The organism is Corynebacterium sp. HMSC063G05 (assembly GCF_001810555.1).
GTDB lineage: Bacteria > Actinomycetota > Actinomycetes > Mycobacteriales > Mycobacteriaceae > Corynebacterium > Corynebacterium jeikeium_D.
This window is the reverse complement of sequence record NZ_KV801843.1, coordinates 1-19191: the sequence shown is the minus strand read 5'-3', so window position 1 is coordinate 19191 and position 19191 is coordinate 1. Positions and strand designations below refer to the sequence as shown.

General features: G+C 59.4%; 18 protein-coding genes. 11 read left to right on the top strand and 7 right to left on the bottom strand.

Going from position 1 to position 19191, the window contains the following annotated elements; all coding sequences use genetic code 11:
- Positions 1-110: 110 nt before the first annotated feature.
- The 4 genes from HMPREF2751_RS02550 to HMPREF2751_RS02535 are packed head-to-tail and all read left to right on the top strand — an operon-like array spanning position 111 to position 3173.
- Entirely contained in the window at positions 111-374 is a 264-nt protein-coding gene (locus HMPREF2751_RS02550; RefSeq protein ID WP_042388879.1) for a helix-turn-helix transcriptional regulator, read from the top strand.
- A 2-nt stretch (positions 375-376) separates the two neighbouring features.
- Positions 377-946 (top strand): hypothetical protein, encoded by a 570-nt coding sequence (locus HMPREF2751_RS02545; protein ID WP_049189717.1) that lies wholly within the window; start codon positions 377-379, stop codon positions 944-946.
- Positions 947-1005: 59 nt separating this feature from the next.
- The gene (locus HMPREF2751_RS02540) at positions 1006-1911 is read left to right on the top strand and encodes an ABC transporter ATP-binding protein (protein WP_069359659.1); all 906 of its coding nucleotides are present in this window, start codon (positions 1006-1008) and stop codon (positions 1909-1911) included.
- Positions 1908-3173 carry an ABC transporter permease gene (locus tag HMPREF2751_RS02535; RefSeq protein ID WP_070595318.1) on the top strand — a complete coding sequence of 422 codons (1266 nt, stop codon included), beginning with the start codon at positions 1908-1910 and terminating at the stop codon, positions 3171-3173. Before HMPREF2751_RS02540 ends, HMPREF2751_RS02535 begins: the two co-directional genes overlap by 4 nt.
- A gap of 113 nt (positions 3174-3286) precedes the next feature.
- On the opposite strand, the gene HMPREF2751_RS02530 is transcribed toward HMPREF2751_RS02535, so the two are convergent.
- Positions 3287-4273: a ribokinase gene (locus HMPREF2751_RS02530; protein ID WP_070595316.1), complete on the bottom strand. Its 987-nt coding sequence runs from the start codon at positions 4271-4273 to the stop codon at positions 3287-3289.
- A 109-nt stretch (positions 4274-4382) separates the two neighbouring features.
- On the opposite strand from HMPREF2751_RS02530, the gene HMPREF2751_RS02525 reads away from it, so the two are divergent.
- Complete coding sequence (locus tag HMPREF2751_RS02525; protein WP_070595314.1) at positions 4383-5864, top strand: carboxyl transferase domain-containing protein; 1482 nt, start codon at positions 4383-4385, stop codon at positions 5862-5864.
- Positions 5865-6101: 237 nt separating this feature from the next.
- Here the strand turns inward: HMPREF2751_RS02525 and HMPREF2751_RS02520 are convergent, their stop codons facing one another.
- Positions 6102-6461: an FKBP-type peptidyl-prolyl cis-trans isomerase gene (locus tag HMPREF2751_RS02520; RefSeq protein ID WP_005511805.1), complete on the bottom strand. Its 360-nt coding sequence runs from the start codon at positions 6459-6461 to the stop codon at positions 6102-6104.
- A 215-nt stretch (positions 6462-6676) separates the two neighbouring features.
- A complete protein-coding gene (locus HMPREF2751_RS02515) occupies positions 6677-7972 on the bottom strand; it encodes a citrate synthase (RefSeq protein ID WP_016423307.1) in 1296 nt (431 codons plus the stop codon).
- 724 nt (positions 7973-8696) lie between these two features.
- Here HMPREF2751_RS02515 and serC point away from each other — a divergent pair.
- The 3 genes from serC (at position 8697) to HMPREF2751_RS02500 (ending at position 12020) form a co-directional block, all read left to right on the top strand.
- A complete protein-coding gene (gene serC / locus HMPREF2751_RS02510) occupies positions 8697-9833 on the top strand; it encodes a phosphoserine transaminase (RefSeq protein WP_069359661.1) in 1137 nt (378 codons plus the stop codon).
- Between the two features lie 141 nt (positions 9834-9974).
- The gene (sepH, locus tag HMPREF2751_RS02505; protein WP_083304391.1) at positions 9975-11099 is read left to right on the top strand and encodes a septation protein SepH; all 1125 of its coding nucleotides are present in this window, start codon (positions 9975-9977) and stop codon (positions 11097-11099) included.
- Positions 11100-11114: 15 nt separating this feature from the next.
- Positions 11115-12020, top strand: coding sequence for a DUF6928 family protein (locus HMPREF2751_RS02500; protein WP_070595312.1), 906 nt, complete (start codon positions 11115-11117; stop codon positions 12018-12020).
- A gap of 3 nt (positions 12021-12023) precedes the next feature.
- On the opposite strand, the gene HMPREF2751_RS02495 is transcribed toward HMPREF2751_RS02500, so the two are convergent.
- The 3 genes from HMPREF2751_RS02495 to HMPREF2751_RS02485 all read right to left on the bottom strand — a co-directional run bounded on the left by HMPREF2751_RS02495 (position 12024) and on the right by HMPREF2751_RS02485 (position 15271).
- Positions 12024-12896, bottom strand: coding sequence for a TrmH family RNA methyltransferase (locus HMPREF2751_RS02495; RefSeq protein WP_070595310.1), 873 nt, complete (start codon positions 12894-12896; stop codon positions 12024-12026).
- A 9-nt stretch (positions 12897-12905) separates the two neighbouring features.
- A complete protein-coding gene (locus HMPREF2751_RS02490) occupies positions 12906-14420 on the bottom strand; it encodes an NCS2 family permease (RefSeq protein WP_016423312.1) in 1515 nt (504 codons plus the stop codon).
- Positions 14421-14578: 158 nt separating this feature from the next.
- Complete coding sequence (locus tag HMPREF2751_RS02485; protein ID WP_224433761.1) at positions 14579-15271, bottom strand: DUF3027 domain-containing protein; 693 nt, start codon at positions 15269-15271, stop codon at positions 14579-14581.
- A gap of 23 nt (positions 15272-15294) precedes the next feature.
- Here HMPREF2751_RS02485 and HMPREF2751_RS02480 point away from each other — a divergent pair, with 23 nt between their 5' ends.
- On the top strand, positions 15295-16455 hold the full coding sequence (locus HMPREF2751_RS02480; protein ID WP_070549878.1) for a glutaminyl-peptide cyclotransferase: 1161 nt from the start codon (positions 15295-15297) through the stop codon (positions 16453-16455).
- A 122-nt stretch (positions 16456-16577) separates the two neighbouring features.
- Positions 16578-17072 (top strand): DUF2771 family protein, encoded by a 495-nt coding sequence (locus HMPREF2751_RS02475; RefSeq protein WP_049193037.1) that lies wholly within the window; start codon positions 16578-16580, stop codon positions 17070-17072.
- Positions 17073-17144: 72 nt separating this feature from the next.
- On the opposite strand, the gene HMPREF2751_RS02470 is transcribed toward HMPREF2751_RS02475, so the two are convergent.
- On the bottom strand, positions 17145-17576 hold the full coding sequence (locus HMPREF2751_RS02470; RefSeq protein ID WP_070545904.1) for a cold-shock protein: 432 nt from the start codon (positions 17574-17576) through the stop codon (positions 17145-17147).
- 870 nt (positions 17577-18446) lie between these two features.
- Here HMPREF2751_RS02470 and HMPREF2751_RS02465 point away from each other — a divergent pair.
- Positions 18447-19067, top strand: coding sequence for a transglycosylase family protein (locus HMPREF2751_RS02465; RefSeq protein ID WP_016423316.1), 621 nt, complete (start codon positions 18447-18449; stop codon positions 19065-19067).
- Positions 19068-19191: the final 124 nt, after the last annotated feature.

Sequence of the window (19191 nt, the reverse complement as noted above, 5' to 3'; positions counted from 1 at the left end):
TATTTTTTAGATTTTTTCTACCCCGCTGACCTGCGGTTTAGAAAGGTGAGTGCGCTTCATTTTGTTGCGAACAGTTGACGTAGCGTTGTGTTTATATAACACTTTGGAGTGTGTCCCCAAAGATTAAACCCAAAGAACCGATATTCAACAGAATTTCAGTGCTGCGGGCAGAACACGGACTCAGCCGAGCCGAACTAGCCAAACAAGTAGAGGTCAATCCTCAAACGATTGGCGCGTTGGAGCGAGGTGACCACTACCCCAGCTTGGATCTGGCATTTCGCATCTGCGCGGTGTTCGATCTCCCCGTTGAGGCGGTGTTTTCTCGCGAGGAATTCAAGCCCATGTCCTCTGCCCTATACCGAAAGGAAAGCTAACGATGCCAGCTATTCGGACTGAAGACGCAACACCGAACTTTTTCGAAAAGCTAGAAGCCCGGCGCGAAGCGAAGTACACAAAGCGTGTCGAGCAGATGTCGAGCTGGTTGCCCAAGTGGCGCAACCAGGCGGCGCGGCGGAAGCTGGTCATCGCATTCGAGGTGTGCCTTGTGCTGATGCTGCTGAGCGGCATCGCGCTTCTCGGTAGCCTGACCGATATTTTCCCGGGATGGCTTTCTCTGCTCTGGCCAGTGATTTCCCTCATTATGGTCGTCGTCTGGACCAGCCTCAACATCACAGTCGACATGGTTGACAGCGCACCGACCTCGCTACTGGACGAATACCAGCAGGAACAGATTCTGAACCTGCGGGGGCTGACATATCGCTGCTTCACCTACTTCGGCTTGGTGGCCTTCCTTGCTCTCGTTCTGGTGGGCACCTATGTCCTGAACGCGCAACCTGACTGGGGACGCTACATTCCGTACAGCTTCGGAATCTTCGGAATTATCGCTTTCCTCTACATTTCCACGCTGCCCACCGTCGTCTACGCCTGGAATCTGCGCGACGACTAGTACGGGCTCAAAAACTCATATCCCTCCTCTGCCCTTCACTCCTCAATCTAAGGATCACCATGAACAGCCTCATTATTGACGGGCTTGAGAAGTCCTACGGAGACCTGCAGGTTCTCCGTGGCATGAGCTTCCAAGTTCACCCTGGAGAAATCTACGGCTTCGTCGGCTCTAACGGTGCCGGCAAGACCACCACTATGCGCATTGCCCTGGGCGTGCTGGCCACCGATAAAGGCGAGGTGCGCATCGGCGATACCCCGATGAATGACTCGCTGCGCCGCACGATTGGCTACATGCCAGAAGAACGCGGCCTCTACCCCAAGGCTGAAGTCCGCAAGCAGCTGATTTACTTTGCTCGCCTACACGGTGTGCCCACCAAGCGCGCGGAATCCAATGCCGACAACTTGTTGGAGCGCCTCGGTCTCACCGAGCGTGCCAACGACAAGGTCGACACGCTCTCGCTCGGCAATCAGCAGCGCGTGCAGCTGGCAGCCTCCCTCGTCCACGACCCAGAAATACTAGTCCTCGACGAGCCCTTCTCTGGTCTCGACCCAGTTGCGGTCAAGGTGATGAGCTCCGTACTCAAGGAGTACGCCGACCGCGGCACCCCGATTGTGTTCTCTTCCCACCAGCTCGACCTTGTCGAGCGCATGTGTGACCGCGTCGGCATCATCCGCGACGGCCGCATGCTCGTGGAAGGCACTGTTGATGAGCTGCGAGCACGGGGCCCACGGGCTTTCGTCGTCAAGCTCGATGGTGCGCCCCAGGATTGGGCGACCTCCGTCGAGGGCGTGACAAGCGTGGAGCGTGATACCCATGGTGCCACCGTCGTTCACCTCGATTCCAACGCCCCCGCCGACACCGACCAGAAGCTGCTACACAGCGCGATGGCAGCGGGAACGGTCCGTTCGTTTGGACCTCTGCAAATTCCACTTACCGAGCTCTACCAGGAGGCCGTACAGCAATGAGCACCAACACTTACAACGCCTCAACGGCCGTCAAGACTGTTTTCGTCCGCGAACTCCGCGAGCATCTGCTGAAGAAAAGCTCGCTAATCACGCTCATCATCATGGCAGTGGCGGCCGTCGGCGGTATCTTCGTTGCCGACTACATGACCTCCAAGTCCGATAATGACACCGTAAAAATCGCGGTCGTCGGAGAAGCGCCGTTCGCGGACTCTCTCGCCGACGCTACCGCCGAAATAAAGGATGCTGAAGGCGCGGATGCCGCAGCCGGCGCATTTGCCACAGCATCGCTCTCACCGTTGGAGATTACGTCCGCGGCAGACGACAAGGCCGCTCGCGCTGCCGTCACCGACGGCGACGCCGACGCCGCTCTCGTCCCCGACACCGCAGAAGGCAAGGAGGGCTCGTGGAAGCTGCTTGCCGACGACGCCCCATCCTGGCTGGCCCCAATGCTGCAGGAATCGCTGCAGAAACAAAATGAAGCCATGCTGCTCAGCGAAAACGGAATCAACCCCAGCGAGTTTTTCTCCAAGACTCAAAGCGCAGCCGTGTCGGTGGAGTCGCTGGATGAAGCCAAAGACGAGAAGATGCCCGCAGTGGTCATCACACTGATTGGTGTGATGGTCATGATGACCGCCATCCTCGTCTTCGGCGGCGCGGTGGCCACCAGCGTCATCGAGGAGAAGTCCTCCCGCGTCATCGAGATCATTCTCTCGACCGTTCGCCCGGCGCACCTGCTGGCTGGCAAGATCCTCGGCGCCGGTCTGGCTGGCATCATCATGATGAGCGTGCTGACCGCCAGCGCCGCAGTTGCCCTCATGATTACCGGATTGGCGGAGAGCTTCGATGTGCCGTGGTCCGCAGTCTGGCTGCTGGTCCCGTGCTTCATCCTCGGTTACTTCTTCTTCGCCGCGCTGTATGCAGCCTCCGCATCCTTGGTCAGCCGTATGGAAGATTTCCAGGGCGCACAGATTTCGGTACTGGTGTTCTCGCTGATCACGATGTATGTTCCGCTGTTTGGCTGGAGCAAGCTGGACTCTACCGTCATGCAGATTGCAGCGTGGATTCCACCGGTTTCCATCACCACTGCCCCGATGCAGTACGCCGTTGGCAACTTCTCCGCACTCCAGTTGGCGGCTTCGCTGCTAATCATGGTTGTGGGAGTAGCCGCAGTCATCGCACTCGCCGCCTGGATCTACCCGCGCAATGTCCTGCGCACCGGTGCCGCGGTCAGCTGGAAGAAGGCTCTGACAGCCAAGAGCTAGCCCCAGCCCTGCCCAAAAGAGCGTGACTCCTTCGGCCACGGTCACCTAAAACCGAATAATCGTCAATCGCGTAGTTTGCTCAGCGCACCTTATAGGCCTTTGCGCAGCGCACCTTATAGACCATGGTCCGCCGCAAACTTCGCGATTTTTCCTATCTCGCCATAGGAGGTCTGCGCCCCCACGCCTGTCGCCGCATGAGCCGAGACCACCGCCGCAAGACGAGCTGCCGTCACCACATCATCGCCCGCGGCCAACGCGGTGAGGACCGTACCCATGTACGCATCACCGCAGCCCGTGGTGTCCACGACCTCGATGGGCAGCGCTGGAATGCGAGTGACTGCCACCTCGCTTTCCGACGTCCTCAAGACCGCAGACCCCTCCCCGCCAAGTGTGACAATGGCCGTGGAAATCCCGTGTTCGTCGGCAAGCACGCGCCCAACCGCATCCCACTGACCGTGCTCGCAACCGGCGACCGCGCGCTCGGAGCCGATGATGGCTGCGAGTTCGTGCTCGTTGACAATGAGGACATCGACCAGCGCGAGCAGATCCTCACTGACCGCCCGAATCGGCGACAGGTTGAACACCACCGGCACACCCGCATCGTGGGCAATCTGTGCGGCGGCCAGGACAGCCTCATCACAAATCTCCAGACACAGACCGAGGCACCCAGCCCGCTGAATCTTGTCCGCATGACTGCGCACCATCTCAGCATCGACTTCACCATTGGCGCCAGCGGAGATGACAATGAAATTCTCCGCCGCATCATCAACGACAATCATGGCTGTACCAGTGGCGGAGTCGACGGTCTCAACTGCAGAGATGTCCACGTGAGCGTCGGTAAGCGCGTCGCGCAGCAACTGCGCATTGGGATCCGAACCGACCGCGCCGACCAGTTCCACGGCCGCGCCTAGTCTTCCAGCCGTCGCCGCCTGATTCGCCGACTTACCGCCCGGCAGAATGCGCAGAGGACTGCCCTCGATAGTCTCGCCACCATGCGGCAGGCGCTTCACGGTGACGGTCAGGTCTGCGTTGATGGAACCGACGACACATACGTTTGGCCTCTGTTCAGCCAGCTCGGTGAGGCGCTCAGTAATCGGCATTGGTTCGACTCCTCGGTAGTGCGGACACGTTTTTTTCCGACAATAGCGCTACCCCTTTCCGCCCACCATCAACTAAGCCGGTTTACCCCTTGTTTACTACCGTGGAGGTATGGCTAGAATCAGCGCCCAACAAGTAATAGATACCGTCCTCGACCACGGAAGTTTCACCTCCTGGGACGGCGCGCCCGAGCATGGCAACATCGACGAGTCCTACCGCGGCACACTGTCCCGAGCCTCTGAGAAGACCGGTCTCGATGAGGCCGTTATCACCGGTGAAGGCACCGTCGGCGGCAAGCGCGTCGCCGTCATCTGTTCTGAGTTCGGCTTCCTCGGCGGTTCTATCGGCGCCGCAACCGCTCGTCGTATTATTCGCAGCATCGAGCGCGCGACTGCGGAGCAGCTGCCACTGTTGCTCTCCCCGACCTCGGGTGGCACTCGCATGCAGGAGGGCACTGCGGCGTTCGCGCTCATGATCTCTATTACCACCGCAGTGGCGCGCCACAAGGATTCTCACTTGCCATTCCTGGTGTACCTGCGCAATCCCACCACCGGTGGTGTCATGGCGTCGTGGGGGTCGGCAGGCCACTTCACCTTCGCAGAGCCCGGCGCGCTTCTCGGCTTCCTCGGCCCGCGCGTCGTCGAGCTCGCTACCGGCGAACCCATGCCCGAAGGCGTTCAGACCTCCGAGAACCTGTTCAAGCAGGGCATTATCGACGGCATCATTCCGCTCGAAGGTCTGCGCGGCGCTGTCCGCCGCACCATCGACGTGCTTGCCGACGGAGACGCCAGCGAACCCACCCCACCGCCAGCAGCAGCCATTGATGGTCGCGATACCTGGGAAGCTATCCTGCGCACCCGCGATACTTCTCGTCCAGGTGGCGGCGATATTATCGATGCCCTTGTCGACTGCTCCGTGCCGATTTCCGGCACTGGCGATGGCCACAAGTCGCTGTCGGTTCGGGCTCGCCTGGCGCGGATTGGTGAGCGGCCGGTGATTCTGGTCGCCCAGGATCGCCATAACCAGCCGCCGCTGGGCACGCATCCAATGGGGCCGGGCTCACTGCGTTTTGCCCGCCGTGCGATGCGCATCGCGGAAAGCCTGAACATTCCGCTGGTCACGGTCATTGACACCCCAGGCGCTGAGTTGACCAAGGACGCCGAGGAAAATGCCATGGCCGGCGAGATTGCCCGCACCTTGACCACGCTGGTGAACTTGAAGGTTCCGACCGTGTCACTCATTCTCGGCCAGGGCTGCGGTGGCGGTGCGCTGGCCATGCTGCCCTCTGACCGCGTGCTGGCAATGCACGATGCCTGGATGTCTCCGTTGCCGCCGGAGGGTGCTTCGGCGATTATCTACCGAGACACCGAGCATGCCCCGGAAATGATGGAGGAGCAGGGCGTTGGCGCCGAGGCCATGCTGAAGACCGGGGTCATCGACGAGATTGTGGCCGAACCTGAGAATCCGGCCGAACTGCCCCGCCGTGCTCTGAGTGCTATCGAGCACGCCCTCTGGGAGCTGGAGAAGAATCCGGCTCGCGTTGGCCGTGAGCAGCGTTTCGACCACTACCGTCGCTTCGCGCTGGGTGAGTAAGGGGTCTGGGCCTGGTGTGGGGCTGGTGTGGGGCTGGTTTGGGCCTTCAGCCCCCACCCCAACCTCAGAAAGCAAGAAAGTGACTGAGTTTATGACACTTTTGGGCAATTTTTCACGCCTGAAGTGTCATAAACGCAGTCACTTTCTTCGCCGGAAATCCTGCAAACCGCCGACGGAGGGATGGGCAGGAACCGCGAAGCGAAGCTCAGCCGACCAACAGAGCTAGCATGCGGACTTTTACTTAACGTCCAACAGGTCGATGACGAAGACCAGGGTCTTACCAGACAGGAAGTGTCCTGCACCAGCCGGGCCGTAAGCTTTCTCCGGCGGGCAAATCAGCTCGCGACGACCGCCGACCTTCATGCCCGGAATGCCTTCCTGCCAACCGGCAATCAGGCCGTTCAGCGGGAACTCGATGGACTGGCCACGGTTCCAGGAAGAGTCGAACTCTTCACCGGTTTCGTAGTCAACACCCACGTAGTGGACCTCGACACGAGCACCCGGGGTGGCCTCCTTGCCGTCACCGACAGTGAGGTCGTTGATGACGAGTTCCGTCGGAGCCGGACCGGACTTAGCAGTGAGTTCTGGCTTGGACAAGACAATCTCCTATCACAGTTGGCTTTTTCACAGTTGGTATTCAGCCCAACGTAAATGGACCCAACTTAAATGGGGTTTCTTAGAATTCTAGGAAAAATAAAAGGCGCGTACCAACCTTTCGAAGGCTAGTACGCGCCTTTTCGCGTTTTCAACGCTGGACTTTTCTATGCTGAGTTACCTGCGAGGAACCCCCTACGCAGTAATCGCTAGAAACCTTAGCGCTGGTCGCGCGGAACGAAGTCACGCTCGGTCTCGCCGGTGTAAATCTGGCGAGGGCGGTTGATCTTCGATGCCGGGTCAGTGACCTGCTCGTTGAACTGAGCAATCCAGCCCGGGAGGCGGCCGATGGCGAACAGGACGGTGAAGAAGTCCGTCGGGAAGCCCATGGCGCGGTAAATCAGACCGGTGTAGAAGTCAACGTTCGGGTAGAGCTTGCGGGAGACGAAGTAGTCATCAGCCAGTGCAATCTCTTCCAGCTTCATAGCCAGATCCAGCAGCTCGTCGCCGCCGAGGTGCTGGAGCACCTCGTGAGCGGTCTTCTTAGCGATAGCTGCACGCGGGTCGTAGGACTTGTAGACGCGGTGACCGAAGCCCATCAGTCGGACGCCCGGCTCCTTGTTCTTCACGCGGTTCATGAACTCGGTTGCGTCGCCACCGTGGTTCTGCTGGATGTCCTCGAGCATCTCCAGAACAGCCTGGTTAGCGCCACCGTGCAGCGGGCCAGACAGAGCGTTGATACCAGCAGCGATGGAGACGAACATGGAAGCGCCGGAGGAAGCGACCATGCGGACGGTGGAGGTGGAGCAGTTCTGCTCGTGGTCAGCGTGCAGGATGAGCAGCTTGTCCAGAGCATCAACCACTACCGGATCAACCTCGTAGTCAGCGGTCGGGTAACCGAACATCATGCGCAGGAAGTTCTCGCGAGCGTTCAGGTTGTTGTCCGGGTACATGTACGGCTCACCCTTGGATGCGCGGTAAGCGTATGCAGCCAGCATCGGGACCTTAGCCATCAGGCGAACCGCAGCCAGGTTGCGCTGCTCTTCGTTCAGCGGATCCAGCTCGTCCTGGTAGTAGGAAGCCAGGATGTTGACCGAGGAAGCCAGGGTCTGCATCGGGTGTGCGCCACGCGGGAAGATGCTGAATGCGCGACGGAAGTCCTCGTCCAGCAGGGTGTGGTGACGAATGTCGTGGTTGAACTGCGCAAGCTCTTCCTCAGACGGAAGGTGGCCGTGAATCAGTAGGTAGGAAACCTCGTTGAAGGTAGCCTTCTCAGCCAGCTGCTCAATCGGGTAACCGCGGTAGCGCAGGATGCCGTTACCGCCGTCGATGTAAGTGATCTTGGACTCGGTAGAACCGGTGGCGGTGTAGCCCGGGTCAAAGGTGGTCAGTCCAGTTTCCTGGAGCATCTTGCCCAGTGCAATACCGTCGTTACCCTCGGTTGCCTTGACGATGTCCATCTCGAACTCGCCGCCCGGGTAGTGGAGTACAGCCTTGCCGTCTTTAGTAGCCACAACTTCCCTTTCACAGAAAAATTTTTCTTAACGACTCCAGAGTGCGGGGGAAGCAGGCACAGCGGAAAACAGCATGCTGCCTCCCAACTCCACGCCACCCCTTCGGGGTCGCATTGTTTTCAATGATTCAATTATGCGCGACATTTGCGTTCCATTGCATCTTGCCCAGTGAAAAAAGTTTGCTTAGTTCACATCGACCGTGTCGTAACCATAAAGAACCGACACCTGCAGTGGATTAGAACACACAATATCAAAGAGTGTGAGCAGTGCAACACCCTCTACCCCATTCGGGCAGCCTGGGCTTACCCAATCTTGACCCCTCTTTACCCCGAAATGCAAATGGAAAAACGGGTTTATTACGTTGTCACTGCTTATTTACTAATCAGGAGGTCAGGAGCACATTCAACAGCCAATGTCTTTAAAAGTTCAAAAGCCATCGAGTCGACACCCGAAAACACATCGACTAAATCCACAATAATTCACCCCTCGCCGCCCGCCCGAGGCCCCACACCGCCAAGTTTTCAGCACCAACAAAACTGGAAAAAATTCTTCGCAAACTTTGCAAATACGCCAATCCACCCTGTTTTGTTATGCAAAGTACGGAAGCGGGGGCAATTGAACCCCACCCTTTTGCTATAAGTACCCCCGATTACCGCTAGAGTTTGAAGACAACGGCTGTATATCAAGCTTCACTTTGAATGCACTTTGAAAGGTTGCGCCTCATATGAGCGATCAATTCCCAGTCCTCCCTGAAGAGTTCCAGCCCGGCGACGGCCGCTTTGGTTGCGGTCCGTCGAAGGTTCGCCCGGCACAGATTCAGGCAATCGTTGACGGCGGTACCTCTATCATGGGTACCTCCCACCGTCAGCCGGCAGTGAAGAACGTTGTTGGTGAGGTTCGCGAGGGTCTGGCTGAGCTCTTCCAGCTTCCGGACGGCTACGAGATTGTCCTGTCCCTCGGCGGCGCAACCGCTTTCTGGGATGCTGCCACCTTTGGGCTCATCGAGAAGAAGTCCGCTCACCTGACTTACGGTGAGTTCTCCTCCAAGTTTGCCAAGGCCTCCAAGATGGCTCCGTGGCTCGACGCTCCGCAGATCATCGAAGCAGAGCCGGGTTCCGCACCTGAGGTTGTCGCTGGCGAAGAGGGCGTTGACCTTATTGGTTGGGCTCACAACGAGACCTCCACCGGCACCATGGTTCCGGTCACCCGCCCGGCAGGCTCCGAGGGCCAGCTCGTGGCTATCGATGCCACCTCCGGTGCCGGCGGCCTCCCGGTCGACATGTCCCAGGCTGACGTCTACTACTTCTCCCCGCAGAAGTGCTTCGCTTCTGACGGCGGCATCTGGTTGGCTGCAATGTCCCCGGCTACCATCGAGCGTATTGAGAAGATCAATTCTTCCGACCGCTTCATCCCGGCTTTCCTGAACCTGCAGACTGCCGTTGATAACTCCCGCAAGAACCAGACCTACAACACCCCGGCCGTCGGCACTTTGCTGATGCTGGCTGATCAGGTCAAGTGGATGAACGCCAGCGGCGGCCTCGACGGCATGGTTGCCCGCACCACCGAGTCCTCCTCCCACCTCTACAACTGGGCTGAGAACCGCGCGGAGGCAACTCCGTTCGTCACCGATGCTGCAAAGCGCTCGCTGGTCGTCGGCACCATCGACTTCGAGGACAACATCGACGCCGCACAGATCGCCAAGGTTCTGCGCGCCAACGGCATCCTCGACATCGAGCCTTACCGCAAGCTGGGCCGCAACCAGCTGCGCATCGGTATGTTCCCGGCCATCGACCCGGAGGACATCCGTCGTCTGACTGGCGCTATCGACTGGGTTCTGGACAACGGCTACGCTGCAAAGTAACAGCCAAATACCGGCCTCAGCCGCATAACTCCCGCGCCACGCGCAAGGGCATTGCCCCATTTGTCCGTGACGCGGGAGTTTTGTCGTTTACCATGATTAGTGAGCATTACTTATAACGTCGACCAACAAGGAGGTTCTCGCATGAGGGAGCTGAAGCCCGTTCTGGACGGCGATGTGACCGATTCACTGATTCTCGTTCCCGCCGATATCACCGAGCAGGAACGGCAGGAGGGACTTCGCTTCACGCTGCCTCTCGACGAGAACCTGCGCACTTTCCTGGTCGAGAACTTCGAGCTCGCCGATGCCGCCGGTTCCCCTGCTGCAGCTGATTCCGCATCGCTTGCCGACGGATCCAGCGCCGCCACCGCCACTGCCGGCGGTAGCTCTGAGGAGAGTGCTACCGCAGAGAGCGGTTCCACCGACGGAAGTTCCACTAGTGACAGCACAGCGGAAGCCACCACCGCAAGCGGCGACGCGGCCGAAGGCAGCGAGGCGGCCGGCAACTCCGCTACGGCAGGCGGGGCACCGAAGAAGACTCCAACGGCACCGAAGCCAGTTCTGGAAGAGCCCCGCGTAGTTTTGTCGCCGCGCGAAATCCAGGATCGCATTCGCAGCGGCCAGACGGTGGAGGAGCTCATTGAGTACAGCGGCATGCAGCCGCGCAAGATTGAGTCCTTCGCCTACCCGGTGCTTGCGGAGCGCGCACGTATTGCGGAGCTCGGCAAGCAGTCGAAGCCACGTCGCATTGATGGCCCGGCCAAGTTGTCCCTGTGGGAGATTCTCGCCACCGCTTTTGCCGCCCGTGGCCAGGAACTCGCCGATGCCTCGTGGGACGCCTACCGCGACCCGAGTGGACAGTGGATTGTGACGGTTACTTGGAATGTCGGCCACACCACCAACGTAGCTGAGTGGAGTTACCAGGCGGAGGGACTTTCCGCGCTCACCATTGCTCGCAATGAGCTGGCAGCAGAGCTGATTGACCCCGACTTTGCCCGCCGCAACCGAGACTTGGCTCCGCAGGCCAATCGAGCTGCTGATACCGCGGATACCTCTGAGATGCCAGCCGCATGGCAGTCTTCGGCGGAGCCGCAGCGAGGCCACGGGGAGCAGGATGTTCCGTCGCAAAGCGACGTCGACGACGATGTTGACGAGGCGGAGTTCTTGCAGCACCCGGACGCGGAGCAGCCGAAGCGCAAGAAGAAGACTGTCATGCCGTCGTGGGAGGATGTGCTACTCGGCGTACGTCCGAACGGCCCGAAGAAGTAGGAGTTTCCCTCGACAATGAGCTCCATGAACAGTGGCAACGCTTCTGATTTCGAATTCTCCGCGATTCGCCGCGGTGTAGTCACGATTTGGTTTATCAGCACCAATGACCCTGCTGCGACCCTGGAGACAGGTGTTCAGCATGACCGCGGTTTCGGGCGTCGTTTCCTAGCTCTCTATGACTCGACGTTGCCGGTAACACCGATTGGTGATTTCCCGCTCAACCGCTCGGCGGAAACCGGTGACGGTGAATACTACATCGGTGGATTTGAGGGCGTTGCCGTACTGCAGACGGTTCTCGATGATGTCTCGCAGCTGTCCAAGCTGTCGCCTCGTCTGCGCCAGGAGATTGCCGCCACGGACGTCTACGCGAGTGTGTCGAATAAATCCACGGGCTTCGGTGCCTTTGCGCATTGGCACGATGGTGAGCTCAAGCGTGCTTTCTCCGCTACTCGCTACCGCACACTGGAAGACATCGGTCTTCCCTGCCCCGCAGAGGGCAGCTTCTGGGCGGGCAAGCACCGCCCGCTGCCCGATGCTTTCGAAGGTACGGGTTCACGTCCACGCGAGGGGGTCGGTTTGCCGTTCGTTCCGGCAGAGCTTGCCGACGCCGTCATCACCGACTGGCTCGGATTCGACCCGCATTCGCCCGCTACCGATATCCCTGTTAGTGGTTTTGCGGTGGATGGCCGTCGTGCGGCTCCCGGGGCTTCGTATTCGACGTCTCGTAGTCCACGCGGGCTAATGGGTGAGCCGGGTTCGTCCGAGTCTGGCGCAGAGCTTGACCGCGCCTACGACGACTACGAAGTTCACAACGCAGAGCCGAACCGAGACTTTCTGGAGGAGCTCAGTCGCTTTGGGGCTAAGGCCAAGAACTTCGCTGGCCGCACCTGGCAGCGGGCGCGAGGCAAGTTCGGGAAATAGTTTCTACCGCCCTGCGCGCTGCGACTGAACGCGCAGTCGCTCGTAGAACGCGATCGCCGCGGAGGTAGCCACATTCAGGCTGTCAGTTCCCGGTGACATGGGAATGCGAGCACGCACATCGGTGGCTGCCATCGCGTGCTCGGTAAGCCCCTGCCCCTCAGCGCCAACGAGAATCGCGACCTTGTCCGTGTCCATGGCATCCCACAGGTCCACCGTGCCCGCAGGGGTCATCGACACCACGCGGAAGCCCTGCTCTTTGAGCTGGTCCAGGCTTCGCTGCCAGGTGGTCGTAGTACCGGGCAGAGTCGCAAATGAGACTGTCAGCACATGCCCCATGGAAACGCGCACGCTGCGGCGATACAGCGGATCGGCGCAGGCCGCGCCGAAGACGACCCCATCCACGCCCATGCCCGCCGCGTTACGGAACAGGGCTCCGATGTTCTCGTGGTCACCGACTCCCTCCATCACGGCCAAGGTGGTGGCTCCGCTCAGAACTTGGTCCACCGATAGCTCCGGCGCGCGGTCAGCGGTGGCCAGAAGGCCGCGGTGAAGATCAAATCCGGCCGCTGCGGCCAGAACCTCGCGGTCGAGTTCAAACCAGGGCACCGTTTCCGCAATAGCGGCCTCGCTCGCGGTCAGTCCGTCGGCAAGCGATGCGAGCTTCTGGCGAGTACCAAAGACTGCGCGGAGCGGAAAGCGTGAGCGCACTAACCGCGGCACAATGAGCGTGCCTTCGGCGATGACCAGCCCCTTCCCACCGGGCAAATCGGGGCGGGAATCGGACTTGTTGAGGTTGCGGATGTCATCGAGACGGCTGTCGGCGGGATCGTCGACGACGATGGGCGCAAAGCGTTCGAGGGATGTGGTGGTACTCATGGAAACTCTTTAGCCGCCCAGCAGAGCGGTGAACGGATCGGCGGCGAAGTAGATGATGAACAGGCCGGAGACAATCCACATCAGCGGATGTACGGACTTGGCACGACCCGAGAAGATAGCCATCGCAGCAAAGGTGATGAAACCGATGCCGATACCATTTGCAATCGAGTAGGTAAACGGCATGGTGACAATAGTCAAAAATGCCGGCAGTGCGATGTCGAAACGGGTGAAATCAATCTCGGTAATCTGCCCGATCATCATGGCACCGACGATGACCAGCACTGGCGCGGCAGCCTCGATGGGCACGATTTCATAGAGCGGGGTGAAAAACATCGCTGCCAGAAAGAGGATGCCGGTGACAATGTTGGCAAGGCCAGTGCGTGCACCATCGGCGATGCCCGCTGCGGAGTCCACAAAGACGGTGTTCGACGAGGAGCTGACTGCACCACCGACAATGGCACCGGTGCCTTCGACAACCAGTGCGCGCTTCATGTCCGGCAGCACACCGTCTTCATCGACAAGTGCGGCCTGCTTGCCCAGACCAGTCATCGTGCCCATGGCATCGAAGAAGTTCGCCAGGACCAAGGTAAACAGCAGCATGGTGGCGCTGAGGGCACCGACGCGGGCAAAGGATCCGAAAAGATCCACAGCTCCAACGAGGGACAAGTCCGGCATGCCGCCTACGCGGTCCGGCAGAGTCGGTACCGCAAGATTCCAACCGGTCGGCACTGGCTTGCCATCAGCGAAGGAGGGGCCCGCATCCGTCAAGGCCTCGACTGCGAGCGCAATGATGGTATTCAGCACGATGCCGATGAACAGGCCACCTGGAATATTGCGGACAACCATGATGCCGCAGATAATCAGCCCGAGGACGAACACGGCGGTCGGCCACGAGGCAATCTGACCATTGATGCCGAGCTGCACCGGAACAGTCGTGTCAGCGGCATCGGGAATACGGCGAACCAGGCCACCGTCGACCAGACCAATCATGGCAATGAATAGGCCGATACCCACACTCATCGCGGCCTTCATATCGGACGGAATCGCGTGGAAGACAGCTGTGCGGAATCCGGTCAGCGCCAGCAGCACGATAATCACGCCGTCCAGCACGACCAGGCCCATCGCTTCTTCCCAGGCCAGCCCCTCGTTAGCAACGAATGTCACGGCAACCAGGGTGTTGATGCCCAGGCCCGTCGCAATGCCGAAGGGGTACTTGGCAAAGAGACCAAAAGTAATGGTCATGACACCCGCGGCGAGCGCGGTGACAGCGGCGACCTGTGGTATCCCCAGGCTATTGCCGTTGACATCCTCGATATTGCCGAGGATCAGCGGGTTGAGCAGAATGATGTAGGCCATCGCGAAGAAGGTCACTACGCCACCGCGAATCTCGGTCACGGTCGTCGAACCGCGCTCCGTGATGTGAAAATAGCGGTCCACTGCCGAAAGATGGCTCCCCTTCCGTGCAGGCTTGGAGTCCTTCGCCTCATCTGAGGATGTTGCAGAGGTGGACGTACCTTTGTCCATTTTTTATGCCTCTCTAGAGTCTCTTTACTATCCGTGTCACGTGTTTATCCGTGTCAGAGCGGAATTTTTGTGCCGAAAACCGTAACGGTGCAGTCTCTGGGGCCACGGTGGCGTCGAAACTGCACCTTCTTCGTCATCGCGTTTGCCTAGGTGGAAAGCTACAGGTGGGAATCCTGGTAGGGTTCCGCCACCGGTGCACCCTGCCCCGTTACTTCCGGGATAGCTGAGTGAGCACCGCAGCCGTGGTCAAAGCTTACGGCCGTGGCATCGAATGTCCATTCGTTAACGCACACGCCCCAGTTCTTACCGAGCGGCCCGGTCAGCGGGACCATAAAGGCGCAGGTTCGGCAACGGTGCAATGCTTCCCGAGCAAAGTCACTCTCGGGGCCGGTATCGCCCTCTTCCCAACGCTGCTCGGTGTCTTCCACACCACGCGCCGACAAGGTGCGGGTCTGCAAGTCATCGCCGTCGAGTCGCTCATCTCCCACTGCAGCCGGCAACAAATCGCGTGGACCGAGGTCACCGGGGCGCAGCCGCTCCTCGTAGGGCACCCATTCAGGCGCCTGCAGCGCGGTTTCGCCAGGGACAAGAGCCACTTCACTGACCGTCGCCTGTTGAGTGCCCGGCGCGCACGCGACCACCACATGCCACTCCCAGCCCCTGTATCCGGGCAGGTCAGCCGCAAAACGATGCACCGCAACGCCCTCGCCTACGACACTTACACCGGTGTGCGCGCCGGCAGGCCCCTCCCCGAGCTCTTCAATAGCGGTACGGGCAGTGTCGACCGCCTGGTGATTCATCACCTTCCCCCGTCGGCGGCTGTTTCGGGAACGTCGTCGATTTTCAGTCACGTTTCCTATCCTAGAGTGAAGCTATGGACAGATTCCCGTCGGGCGATGCAAAACTCGCCCGCCCTTTCCACTCATCACGCTTTACGACGGTCCGAGCTGCCATCCTCTCCGTGGCAACTGCCGCCCTATTGGCCGGCTGTGCGGCTGAAACTGGTTCAGGTGGCGATCCCTCAGGCGAGGCCCCTTCTAGTGGAGCTAGTGCGGACTCGAACTCCGGCACCGCCCCAAGGTCGACTTCGGCATCGGTTAATCCCTCCGAGCTGGTCGGTGCCGATAAGGTGCCGGGGCTCGGTGACGTTCCGACACTGAAACTGGCCATCGAGCAGTCCTATCCTGTCTTGGCTCCACCACTTCCCACGGAGAAGAATGTCGCTGCGCCTTTTGTCCAGGGCCTTGAGTTCGAACCCGATGGTTCTTTGTTGATGGGCACCGGCCTCTACGGTGAGTCCCAGATTTACCGATTACCGCAGTGGCTCGACAACTCTGCAGCCGAGCCGACCAACGTGGAAGATTTACAGCCTGAACTCTTCGGCGAGGGGATTACCCGTCATGGAGATACCGTGTGGCAGCTGACGTGGAAGGAAGGACGCGCCATTGAACGCGACGCGGCTACTCTCAAGCAGCGTCGCGAGGTTCCCTTCGACACCGAAGGCTGGGGCGCGTGCTCCTTCGAGGACACCATCGTGACCTCCGACGGCAGTGGCACCCTCACTTTCCGCGCCCCCGATGACCTCTCTTCCCAGCGTCAACTGCCCGTCACTGCAGCAGGTACAGAGACAACGTGGCTCAACGAACTCGAGTGCGTCACTGTCGACACCGACATAGCCCCGGACGCAGCTCCGGACGAAGCACCAGCGGACACGAGCGATTCAAACAACCAGAGCAACGCGGACGGACCAAACTCCCCGCAATCGCACCGCGAGATTTGGGCCAACGTCTGGCAGAGTCCATTCATCTACCGCATCAACCCGGAAGACGGAAAGGTCACAGGCATCGTCGATGCCACCGAGCTCTTCCGCGACTTGTACGCGCAGCTCTCCCCGGCAGAGCAAAACAGTATTGATGTGCTCAACGGCATTGCTCTATTGCCGGATTCTTCCTCTACCTCCCCCAATGGCCCCCGCCAGTTCCTGCTCACAGGGAAGAAATGGCCCACGGCCTACCGTGTTACCGTGAGTGAATAGCAGTATCTAGCCCGAGAACGGCTAGTGTGACTGAACGTAGCTTCAATTCCGTTACGAATGTCGGGAAGTGAGAGTTGATGGGATCGAGTAGGCGCCGCTGGCAACAGAATAGTAAGGCGTTCATGGTTGTCGGCGCTATTGTCGTGGTGGGTCTTGTCGTCACCGGCATTGTCCTTGCCGTCAATAAGTGGACCAACCAGGCAATCGACGACCCGCACGCGCTGTCCATCGAGGTCATTCAGGACGGCGAAACCACAGAGGTTCTTCCCTACCGTGTCTGCGACCTCTTTGAGAAGAATGCCTGCACCACGACTGAGGCCAACGCCGCCAAGATCTCCCTGGGCGAGCAGGAGACAGCTGAGGTTAACGTCGGCTCCACTGTTGGCTCTAACTCTTGGACTCTGCAGCGTTTCTTCTCCGACGATGCGGTCAACTCCACCTCTCGCAAGGATCCGGGCGAAGCCACGACCGAGACCATCGCCGGCTCCGCAGCTGTTGCCGGCAAACGCACCCCACTCGGGGTCGTGGAGGTTTCCACCGCGCTCATCGGAAAGAACTCCGAGGGTGAAGAGACCACCTACGGTATTACTTGGTCGATCGTCAACGAACAGTCGTAAAGCACAGCAAAACGCCCGCTCACTGAGGTTATCCACCTTCGTGAGCGGGCGTTTTTCACATCTTCTACCGACTTACGAGTCCAGCTCGCGCGCGACCGCACGCAGGACTTCAGCCATCTGGTGGCCGTCCTTACGCTCCGGGTAACGCCCGGCGCGCAGGTCACGCTGCACCGTCGACTCCAGCATGGAAATCATGTCCGAAATCATGCCGTTGAGATCGCTGGGGCTGTGCTTCTTTGCTTGACGACGGGCTCCTGCGCCCCCACCTGCCCCGCCACGGCGGTGACGGGCACCGCGCGGTCCCTCGTCGAGCACCTTGATCCGGAGAGCCTGCGGGCCTGGGCGGCCGTCAGCGTAGTCGTACTCCAGGCGCTGACCAGTTACGAGTTCTTCCACGCCTTTCGGCAGCACGTTCCTGCCGATGTAGACATCTTCACCGTCCGGATTCGAAACGAAGCCAAAACCGCGATCCTTGTCGTACCACCTGACCTTACCGATGGGCACTTTCCACCTAACCTTCCCGTGCCCTGTGACTGGGGGCACTCAACCTCGTTCCCCTTGTGCAGCGGTGACTGCCCTTCGGGGTCTTCGGATCGGAGATGCAATTCTTCCGCATTTGCCACCGTCCTCGCACGCACAAATGGCCAGAGTTAGAGGCTCGCTCGGGGCGAGCTTGGCCAGACAGGACCGCGAGGATATGCCAGGCCGGGTGCTGTCTTAATGGTGTTCCTTTAATTAAGGTGCGACCAAAACAGGACGCACTCCAACCGGGAACACATTATTTATTACTGCTTACTAGTGCGAAGTGGCGGCAGCGGTAGCGGCGTGCATGTGCACGTCACCTCCGATTACCTAAAGAACTCAATTATACCCATAGATGGGGACATAAAGGGAAGACGGATCTGTGTGAAGCGAGCACTCTCGCGGATTGACGCACCGAGACGGCAACTAACTGCCAGCGTTGGTTCTTTATGGCTATCTCTTATGGCCATCCTTCTCAGTGCATGCGGCGCGCCAAAACCGGAAAAATAACAAGACGATAACGTGAGCTTTATCACATTTTGAAGTTTTAACTTACACAACACCAATAACAGTCACGTCTTTTACCTGCAGTTTCACCTACTTTTATGTATATTTCCCACCTGCGCTCAAAATTAAGAATCCGGCGATTCGCGTGACTATTTCGTTATCAACCGCTACGGTGTGCAATCGACGCGTTTAACGGACGAAGTCGCATAGATCGCCTTCATCTCACTCCAGTGCGATGACATCGGCCCGTTATCAATAACGTGAAGAACTTTCCATAAGAGTGAGATGGGGTTGCATTAGCCCCACTGGCGCCACAAAGAAAATCGACGAAAAGGAAATTTTCATATGGCTCGCCACGCAGCTAAGACCAACACCTTCGCTTCCACTTCGGCAAAGGTTGCACTGACCGGCGCAATCCTCGGTGCCGGTGCCGCTATCTTCGCACCGACCGCTTCTGCAGCTCCGGACTCCGACTGGGACCGCCTGGCACAGTGTGAGTCCGGTGGCAACTGGCACATCAACACCGGAAACGGCTACTACGGCGGTCTGCAGTTCTCCGCAAGCACCTGGAACGCTTTCGGTGGTAACGAGTTCGCTTCGACCGCTGATCAGGCTTCCCGCGAGCAGCAGATCTACGTTGCTGAGAAGGTCCTGGCTCAGCAGGGTTGGGGCGCATGGCCGGCTTGCTCCGCAAGCCTGGGTCTCTCCTCCGGCCCGACCGATCGTCCGCACCCGAGCCAGGGCTCCGCTCCTGTTCGCGCACAGGCCGCTCCGGCAGCTGCTGCTTCCGACTCCAAGACCGACCTGGTTCAGCAGTTCGCTGACCGCCTGTCCAACGTCGACAGCCTGTCCGACGCTCAGGCACTCATCGCTGAGTTCCGTGCACTGACCGGCGAGGTTGAGCTCCCGCAGGAACTGGTCGCAGCCATTCCGTTCGACCTGTCGAAGCTGCAGGGTCTGATCTAAGACTTTCGAGCTAGCCAGCTCATCACAGTAGCCCCGAGGGTAATCCCCTCGGGGCTACTTTTTGCCTTCCGCAGATTGGCGGTGCCGACCCGGGTTAAGTAAAGAAAAGTGTGTCTTTTCCGGG